The organism is Deltaproteobacteria bacterium (genome assembly GCA_003696105.1).
In the GTDB taxonomy this organism is placed as follows: domain Bacteria; phylum Myxococcota_A; class Polyangia; order Haliangiales; family J016; genus J016.
Genome location: RFGE01000296.1, coordinates 1 through 9,090, shown reverse-complemented (window position 1 = coordinate 9,090; position 9,090 = coordinate 1). Strand labels below are relative to the sequence as shown.

The 9,090-nt window shown below is 71.9% G+C and carries 8 protein-coding genes; 3 read left to right on the top strand and 5 right to left on the bottom strand.

Annotated elements, in window-relative coordinates; all coding sequences use genetic code 11:
- A partial coding sequence (locus D6689_18785; protein RMH38735.1) for a S1 RNA-binding domain-containing protein occupies nt 1-488 on the top strand: 488 nt, incomplete at its 5' end.
- 3 nt (nt 489-491) lie between these two features.
- Here D6689_18785 and D6689_18780 read toward each other — a convergent pair.
- Genes D6689_18780 through D6689_18760 form a run of 5 tightly spaced genes read right to left on the bottom strand, consistent with a single transcriptional unit; the run spans nt 492 to nt 5,405 of the window.
- Entirely contained in the window at nt 492-1,493 is a 1,002-nt protein-coding gene (locus D6689_18780; protein ID RMH38734.1) for a hypothetical protein, read from the bottom strand.
- A 51-nt stretch (nt 1,494-1,544) separates the two neighbouring features.
- Nucleotides 1,545-2,129, bottom strand: coding sequence for a C-type lectin domain-containing protein (locus D6689_18775; GenBank protein RMH38733.1), 585 nt, complete (start codon nt 2,127-2,129; stop codon nt 1,545-1,547).
- Between the two features lie 46 nt (nt 2,130-2,175).
- Nucleotides 2,176-3,021: a tetratricopeptide repeat protein gene (locus D6689_18770; protein RMH38732.1), complete on the bottom strand. Its 846-nt coding sequence runs from the start codon at nt 3,019-3,021 to the stop codon at nt 2,176-2,178.
- A complete protein-coding gene (kbl, locus tag D6689_18765; GenBank protein ID RMH38731.1) occupies nt 3,021-4,226 on the bottom strand; it encodes a glycine C-acetyltransferase in 1,206 nt (401 codons plus the stop codon). The genes D6689_18770 and kbl overlap by 1 nt, the downstream gene beginning before the upstream one ends.
- A 9-nt stretch (nt 4,227-4,235) precedes the next feature.
- On the bottom strand, nt 4,236-5,405 hold the full coding sequence (locus D6689_18760) for a theronine dehydrogenase (protein RMH38730.1): 1,170 nt from the start codon (nt 5,403-5,405) through the stop codon (nt 4,236-4,238).
- Nucleotides 5,406-5,475: 70 nt separating this feature from the next.
- Between D6689_18760 and D6689_18755 the strand changes: the two genes are divergently transcribed.
- Nucleotides 5,476-6,144, top strand: coding sequence for an O-methyltransferase (locus D6689_18755; GenBank protein RMH38729.1), 669 nt, complete (start codon nt 5,476-5,478; stop codon nt 6,142-6,144).
- Between the two features lie 107 nt (nt 6,145-6,251).
- A partial coding sequence (locus D6689_18750; GenBank protein ID RMH38728.1) for a DUF349 domain-containing protein occupies nt 6,252-9,090 on the top strand: 2,839 nt, incomplete at its 3' end.

Genomic DNA, 9,090 nt, shown 5'->3' with positions numbered 1-9,090 from the left:
GCGAGGTGCTGTCGGTCGGCCAGCGCGTCGAGGTGGCCGTGCTGCGCATCGAGGAAACGGGAGATCCGAAGCGTCCCCGCAAGATCGCGCTGTCGGTGCGGGCGCTGGCCCGCGATCCGTGGGAGGACGTGGACCGGCGATTTGCGGCCGGAACGCGGGTGCGCGGCAAGGTAGTGCGCATACAACCGTTCGGCGCGTTCGTCGAGCTGGCTCCCGGGCTACTCGGGCTCGTCCACGTCAGCGAGCTGGGCGCCGGGCGGCGCGTGAACCATCCGCGCGAGGTCGTCGCGGTCGGCGACGAGGTCGAAGCCACGGTGCTGTCGGTCGATCGGGAGCGGCGCCGCATCGCGCTGTCGATGGCCGCCGCGCGCGATGAGGACGCCGCCCGCGACGAGCGGGACGCGGCCGCCGACTACCGGCCGCCCTCCGGCGGGCTCGGCACGCTGGGCGACCTGCTCAAAAAGAGCCTCGGCGACCGGCGCGATTGACGGCTACCGCTCGATGCCGAACAGGCGCGCGGCGTTGGCCCACAGCGCGCGGCGCCGCGCGGCGTCGTCGCCCTCGGTCGCGATGAGCACCTTCGCCAGCGCGGTCGCCTGGTGGTAGAAGGGCCAGTCCGAGCCGAACAGGATGCGGTCGGCGGGCGCCTCGGCGAGGATGCGGCGCACGTTGGGCAGGCCCTGCGACGACGTCTCGAGGTAGACGTTCGGATAGCGCTGGCAGAGCTCCAGGGCGCGCTCCATCTGCAGCGCGCCCGAGTGGCCGAGGACGAAGGTCGTGCCCGGGTGGTCGGCGACCGCGCGCCAGTAGTGCTTGACCTGCGACAGCCAGCGGCCGAGTCGCGGTTCGATGTCCACCGGTCCGCAGTGAAACAGCACCGGCAAGCCGAGCGCGCCGCACAGGTCGTACAACTCGTGCGCGCGGCGGCAGTCCGGCGACACGAGTTGGACGGCGGGATGCACCTTGATCCCTCGCGCGCCGGCGCGCTTTTGCGCCTCGAGGCGCTCGCCCGGGTTGCGAGCGAACGGGTGGACCGATCCGAGGCTCACCAGGCCCGGGTGGCGGCCGGCGACGTCCAGAAATGCCTCCGCGTTGCGCGACAGCACCGGAAAATCGATCGGCAACAACACCGACGTGCGGATGCCGAGGTCGGCCATCTCGCGCAGCAAGTTCGGCGCGGTGTGGGTGCGCCGCATCCCGCGCCCGGTGACGCTCATCAGCGTGAGGTCGCGGCGCAGTCGGCGGAGATCCTCGGCCGTGAAATTCCGGTTCATGTAGACGTCGAGGTCCAGCGGCCGGTCGACCGGCAAGTAGTGCTCCGTCCGCTCGTGCGCGGCGTCGAGATCGACCCGGCCGCCGGCGTAGGCGAGAGCCAGGTGAGTGTGCACGTCGATCGCCGGCCCGATGCCGGCGGCGATCGCGAGCCGGCCGTCGCGCAACTCGAAGTACGGCAAATCGGCGAGACCACGGTGGTCGTCGAATCGCGTGCGCATCGCGCGACGACGGTACGCGCGGGCCGCGCCCACCGCAAGCGCGCCCGGGCGTTACTCGCGCTCGCAGATGTAACCGTAGCTGTTGCCGCAGGCGCGGTCGTCCCAGGTGCCGCCGTTGTCGAGTTCCATGATCATGCAGTCCTCGCCGTTGGCGTCGTTCGGCTCGCCCGCGCGCCAGCCCTGGTAGACCATCGGCTCGCCCGTGATCCACACCCACTGGTTTTCGACTTCGCGGTCGTTGCCGCCGAGCCACACGTCGTCGACGCCGGCGAGGATCGACGCGATCACGGCGTTTTCCTGCGGAGACGTGCTCACCGCGAGGTGGGCGGTCGGTCCGAACGTGCCGCACGCGCCGAGCGCGACTTCCCAGGTCACCCGGTTGGCGACGTACAGGTAGCAGTGACCGGTGTCGGGATCGACGACGTTGACGTCGCCCTCGACGCACGGCGCGGCGTCGGGCGGCGGCGCGGCATCCGGCAAGGGCGTCGCACCGTCTGGCGGCGCGGCGTCCGGCAAGGGCGTCGCACCGTCCGGCGCGGGCGCGGCATCCATGACGCCGGGTGGATCTCCGATCTCGGCGCTCGTACAACCGACGAGCGCGCCGCCGATCCCGGCCAGGATCGCGACCCGCACCACGGCTTGCCAGTATAGCAAGATCCAGCCGGCGGAACCGTGCCGCGCCCTACTTGCCCGCGCGCTTGCGCTCGATGATGTCGATCCGGGTCTGCGTCTTGGCGCGCAGTCGGTCGCTCGGGTTGTGGTCGAGCGCCGCGCGGCACTGCGCCAGCGCGTCGTCGTAGCGCTCCAGCGCCTCGTACGCGAAGCACAAGTTGAAGTAATAGCGGGGATCGGCCACGATCGCGACCGCGCCGGCGAACGCCGTGGCCGCACCCTCGAGGTCGCCGGCCCGGAACAGGCGCTTGCCCTCGTCGTTGAGCTGTTCGGCCCGCGCCACGGCGTCGGAGTCCGCGTCCTCGGCCCCCGTCCCGCCGCCGGGCGGCTCCTCCTCGGCGGGCGGCGGGTCGACGCGCGCCAGCCCGCAGCCGGACGCCGCCAGCAGGCGCGCGACGGAGTCGGCGACCGCGCCCGCGGCGATCTCCTCGGGCACGGCGCCGGCGACGAACACCGCGGGCGACTCGCCCCGGATCCACGCCTGGCCGACCAGGTCGTCCCCGGCGCCGTCGCTGAGCACGAGCAGCACGTCCATCACCGCCTTGTTGGGGTTTTGCAAAACGCCGTCGCCGCCGCGCGCGAGCCGCTGAATGCTCAGATCGACGATCAGGTCCGCTTGCGCCTCCCCGGCCTGCGCGGCCGGCAGCACCGCGTCGAACCGGCACACCCGCGCGACCCGATCGGCGACCACCGCTTCGAGCGGCGCGGTCCATCCCTGGGCGTCCGCACCCGCGGTGGCCCGCACGAGCGCCACCCGATAGGTCTGCAGGTTGGCGATCGGCGACTGCTGCGTCACCGTCGCCGACGGCTGGCACGCCGCCGCCGCCGCCGCAACCGCCGCCATCGCATGCCGCATCAGGCCAGCACTCCCAACGCCTTGCCGACCTTGGTAAACGCGGCGATCGCCCGGTCGAGGTGCTCGCGCGTGTGCGCCGCCGACAGTTGCACGCGGATGCGCGCCTGCCCCTTGGGCACGACCGGATAGCTGAAGCCGATCACGTAGATGCCCTCGTCGAGCAGGTCGGCCGCCATGCGTTGCGCGAGCCGCGCGTCGCCGAGCATGATCGGCACGATCGGGTGCTCGCCCGGCACGATGTCGAAGCCGGCCGCGGTCAGGCGGTCGCGGAAGTAGCGCGCGTTGGTCATCAGCCGGTCGCGCAGCTCGGTCGTCTCCGCGAGCAGGTCGAACACCGCGATCGACGCGCCGGCGATCACGGGCGACAGCGAGTTGCTAAACAGGTACGGGCGCGATCGCTGGCGCAACAGCGCGACGATCGGCGCGCGCGCCGCCGTAAACCCCCCCGCCGCACCGCCGAGCGCCTTGCCGAGCGTCGACGTGATGATGTCGACGCGCCCCATCACGCCGCAGTGCTCGTGCGTGCCCTTGCCGCGCGCCCCCATGAAGCCGGTCGCGTGCGAGTCGTCCACCATGACGAGCGCGTCGTACTTGTCGGCGAGGTCGCAGATCGCGGGCAGGTTCGCGACGAACCCGTCCATGGAGAACACGCCGTCGGTGGCGATCAGCCGAATGCGCTTGTCCTGGGTCGCGCGCAAGTGCTGCTCGAGTTCCGCCATGTCGCCGTTGGCGTAGCGGTAGCGCGCGGCCTTGCACAGCCGGATCCCGTCGATGATCGACGCGTGGTTGAGCGCATCGGAGATGACGGCGTCCTCGGCGGTGAGCAGCGTCTCGAACAGGCCGCCGTTGGCGTCGAAGCACGACGAGTACAGGATGGCGTCGTCCATCTCGAGAAAGTCGGCGATGCGCCGCTCGAGCTGTTTGTGCAGATCCTGCGTGCCGCAGATGAATCGCACCGACGACAGGCCGAAACCGTGCGTTTCGAGCGCCTCGCGAGCGGCCTGGGTCACTCGGGGATGCGACGACAACCCGAGATAGTTGTTCGCGCAAAAGTTGATAACGGATTTAGGTGGGCCGTCCGCGGCCGCCCCGGCGATGTCGGCGCCCTGCGGACTGACGATGATGCGCTCGTCCTTGGTGAGCCCGGCTCGTGCGATGTCGGCGAGGATGCCGTCGAAGATGGCCCTGGTCTTGTCGCTCAGCATGTCGCCCCTTCAGTCGAATCGGAACAGTACCTTCGGGTATTTGGTGATCTTCTGCTCGAACGCGTCGGCCTCGAACTCGGAAAACGGTGTGACCGTGCCGTCCCCGCGGTTGAGGATGATGTCCCAGATCTTGTCCTGCAGGTCGGAGTGGCGCGATTCGAGCAGGCCGCGGCCGACGTGCCACGTCTCCCAGATGCGACGGCCGACGACGGAGTGCAGCGAGATACCGTCGACGATCACGCGGTCGAGGTCCTCGATGACCGCGTCGCCGCTCTTGAGACCGAACAGGATGACGGCGCCGCCGCGGCGGACCGACGCGATCGCGTTGTTGACGCTCGCGTTCTGTCCGCTCATCTCCAGCGCGACGTCGACGCCGACGCCGTCGGTGAGTTTCTTGATGCGCTCGGCGAGGTCCGGGTCGTGTTCGTAGACGGTGCCCTCGCGGTGCGCGGGCACGAGCACCTCGTCGGCACCGAGCTTGCGCGCCATCTCGATATGGCTGGGCAGCGGTTCGACCCCGATGACCACGTTGGCGCCGAGCGCGCGCGCTACCGCGACGGCGAACAGGCCGATCGTGCCACAGCCCAAGATGGCGACGCGCTTTCCGCGCAGGTTCACCTTGGTGCAAGCGTGGACCGCGTTGCCGAACGGTTCGAGCAGCGCGGCGACCTCGGGCCGCACGGTGTGGACGTCGACCGGCCACAGCATCTGCGCGGGCAGCTTGACGAGGTCGGCAAAACACCCGTCGGTGGAGATGCCGATGATCTTGTTGTCCTCGCACACGTGATTGTCGCCGATGATGCACTGGTAGCAGGTGCCGCAGATGATGTGCGACTCGGCCGACACCGTGTCGCCGACCTTCAGGCCGAGTTCGCGGCGCGCTTGCGAGCCGACCGCGACGATCTCGCCGAACAGCTCGTGGCCGATGATGCGAACGTCCTTGCCGTCGGCGTCGAGCGATTCGTAGATCATGTCCTTGAACGCGCGGCGAAACCAGATGCCGCGGTCGGAGCCGCAAAAACCGGCGAACCGCGGCCGGATCAACGCCATGTGCGCGTCGCGGTAGTCGGCTCGCTCGTCGAGGACGGGCTCCGGAACGCGCTCGCGGCGCAGCCCCTTGCTTTGCTCCCACACGTCCTTGGCGCGGTCGTAGACCAGGGCGTTCATCTCGGTGGCCATCAGCGGCGAGCCTACTCGATCCGCGCGGCGCGGCGTAGCTCCCGCGGCGCGCCCGTGGCACATTGACGCCATGGCGGACAAGGAGACCCGCAGCGGAGCGCGGCCGGTCGGACGGGACGTGCTGCAATACGCGGACGAACTGCACGCCGGGCTCGACGACGCGCTGCGGCGCGCGTTCGACGCAGCCGACGGCGACGACATCCCGGCAATTCAGCTCGGCTGGTCGGAGGCGCGACTGGTCGAGCTGTTGATGAAACTGATCGGCGCCCGTCGGGTGGTCGAGATCGGCACGCTCGCCGGGTTTTCAGCGATTCGGATCGCGCGCGGCCTGGCGCCGGACGGCCACCTGTGGACCATCGAGAGCGACCGGCACCACGCGGCGGTTGCGGAGGCCAACATCCTCGCGGCGGGCCTGCAGGACCGCGTGACCGTGGTGGCCGGCGCCGCGCTCGACGTGCTGCCGCGCCTGGAAGCGCACGGACCGTTCGACGCCGTGTTCATCGACGCCGACAAGCAAAACTACGACAAGTACGGCGAATGGGCCGCGCGAAACACGCGTCCCGGCGGCCTGCTTTTGGGCGACAACGCGTATTACTTCGGGAAGCTGCTCGACCTCAAGGACGCGGGGGCGGCGGCGATGCGGGCGTTTCACGAGCACGCGCGCGACCACTACGAGACGGTGTGCATCCCGACGCCGGACGGGATGTTGCTCGGGATCCGGCGCGCGGCGGCCGAGTAGCCGGCCCCCGACGGGCGGGCGGGGCCTGCCGGGGCCGCGCCGGCGGTTGCGCGGCGTGCGCCGGCGGTTGCGCGGCGCGCGCCGGCGGCGCTAGGGTGTCGCTGTCGATGGGCATCGCAGATCTGTTTCGCCCCAAGTGGAAGCACAGCAAACCGGCGGTTCGCGCCGCCGCGCTCGCCGAACTCGGCGACGACGAGGTGGACCGCATCGCCGAGATCGCGCGCACGGACCCCGAGGAGTCCCTCCGCAAAGCGGCGGTCGAGCGCCTGTCCGATCCGCACGTGCTCACCGAGATCGCGAAGGAGGACGCGTCGGAGCAGGTCCGCTCGGCGGCGGCCGAGCGCGCGAGTCACATCTGGATGGTGCGGGCGACCACCGAGGGGGACGTGGAGGCGGTCGCGCACATTTTGGAGGAGCAGGCGCTCGTGGCGGTCGTGGCGCGCGCGGACAGCGACGCGGTCCGCCGGGCGGCGTTCAAACGGCTCGCGAGCGCGCGGGCGCTGGCCGAGGTGGCGCGCACCGCGAAGGACCCGGCGATTCGCGTCGAGGCGGTACAGCAACTCGACGATCCGGCGCTGCTGCAGGCGCTCGCGGTGGACGCGCAGCGCAAGGATCTCGGACTCGCGGCGATCGCGCGTCTCGGCGACGACGCGCTCGAGGTGGTCGCGGCCAAAGCCAAACACAAGGCGGTGCGGTCCCGCGCCAAGAAGATGCTCGCGGAGCGCCGCAAGGCGGAGGGCGCGGCGGCGACCGCGGGGCCAACCGAGGAGCAGTTGCGCCACGCCGAGCGCGTTCAGCTCGTCGAAACGGTCGAGGCCATCGTGCGCGCGGGAGACTGGAAGCGCGCCGACGACGTCGACGCGGCCGAGGCGGCGTGGCAGCGCCTGCAGCCGGCGGAGGCGAAGCTGGCGCGGCGGTTTGCGCGCGCAATCGACCGGTTTCGCGCCGAGCGGGCGCGCTACCTCGAGCGGGTTGCGGCGGCCGCCGAGCGCAGCGAGGCGCAGGGCGAGCGCGAGGCGCGGGGCGAGGGCGAGGCGCGAAGCGCGGGCGAGGCGCGGGGCGAGGGCGACGCGCGGGGCGAGGGCGACGCGCGGAGCGAGGGCGACGCGCGGGGCGAGGGCGACGCGCGGGGCGAGGACGAGGCGCGGGGCGCGGGCGAGGCAGCCGCCGCGAACGTGGCGACGCGACCGGCGGCCGCCGTCGAGCCCCGCGCGGCCGGCGGCGATGCGCCGGGCGACGCGGCCAGTGCGAAGGCCACCGCCGCCGGCGTTCCGAAACCGGACACCCGGGCGGAAGCCGAGGCGAACGCGCTGCGACTCGAAGAGATCTGCGTCGAACTCGAGGCGCTCAGCCGCAGCGACGACCTGCGCGCCGCCGAAGACGCCCTCCGGCACGCCCAACAGGCCTTCGCCAAGCCCGGCAAGCTGCCGAGCGCGGCCGTCAAGCGCAAGCTGATGGAGCGCTACGATGCCGCGCGCGCCGCGGTCGTCGCGCGCGTTCGCGAACTGCGCGAGGCCGACGAGTGGCGTCGCTGGGCCAACGTGCCCAAGCAGGAAGCGCTGGTCGCGCGCGCCAAGGAGCTGCTGGCGCGCGCCGATCAGGAGGACGACCTGCTGGCCCGGCTCAAGGACCTCCAATCGGAGTGGAAGAGCCTCGGCCCGGGCAAGCGCGGCCGCAGCGACGAGCTGTGGCGCGCGTTCAAGGACACCTGCGACGCCATCTACGAGCGTGCCAAGGCGCAGCGGGACGAGCGCAAGAAGGTCGAGCAGGACAACCTGGCCAAGAAGCGCGCGCTCGTCGAGCGCGCCGAGGCGCTCAAGGACTCCACGGACTGGGACGACACGGCCGCCGAGTTCAAGCGGCTACAAGCCGAGTGGAAGGAGATCGGTCCGGTGCCGCGTCGCCACGCGAAGAAGCTGTGGCAACGGTTCCGCGCGGCGTGCGATCACTTCTTCGAGCGGCGCAAACCGCACATCGAGGGCCGCCAGACCGAACTCGCCGACAACCTCGACAAGAAGCGCGCGCTCGTCGAGCGCGCCGAAGCGCTCGTCGCATCGATCGAGGACGAGGCGTCGTGGCAGGCGGCGGCCGACGAAGCCAAGGCGCTGCAGCGCCAGTGGCGGGACATCGGCCGCGTACCGCGTGCGGAAGCCGATGCGCTGTACGCGCGATTCAAGGCCGCGTGCGACGCGGTGTTCGCCAAGCGCGAGGCGCTGCGCGAGGCGGCCGAGCGCCGGCGCCGCGAGGAGCAGGAGCGCGAGCGGCAGGCAATCTCCGACCTCGTCGACCGCGCGACCGACGCGACCGCGACCGAGCTGGCCGAGGCGTGGGCCAAGGTGCGCGGCGTCGACGACGACCTCAAGCGGCGGGTGTACGAGGCGTGCGCGCGACGGCTCGAGGCCGACGGGACGGTGTTCGCGGGCACGGAGATCGACCTGGCCGCGACGCTCCGCAAGAAGGAGAAGATCGTCAAGAAGATCGAGGCGCTCGTCGACGCGGAGCCGCAGCCGCAGTCGATCGCGGAGAAGCTGCAGGACGCGATCAACCGGCGCGCCTTGGGCGTGCCGTCGAGCGACGCCGACAGCGTCGACCGCCAGGTCGCGTCGGCGCGTGCGCAGTGGAGCAAGCTGGGACCGACGCCCGGGGCGGAGGGCTCGGCGCTCGACGCGCGGTTCGCGGAGGCGCTGGCGGCCGTGGGTCGCGCGGCGGGAGCGGCCGAGACGGCGGAGGCCCCGGCCGAGACGGCGCCCGCACCCGCCGAACCGGTCGCGCCCGCGGACGAGACAGCGCCCGCACCCGCCGAGCCGGCCGCACCAGCGACCACGCCGGGCCCGGCCGAGACGGCGCCCGCGGTCGAGACGGCACCCGCACCCGCCGAGCCGGCCGCGCCCGCGGCCGAGACGGCGCCCGCACCCGCCGAACCGGTCGCGCCCGCGGACGAGACAG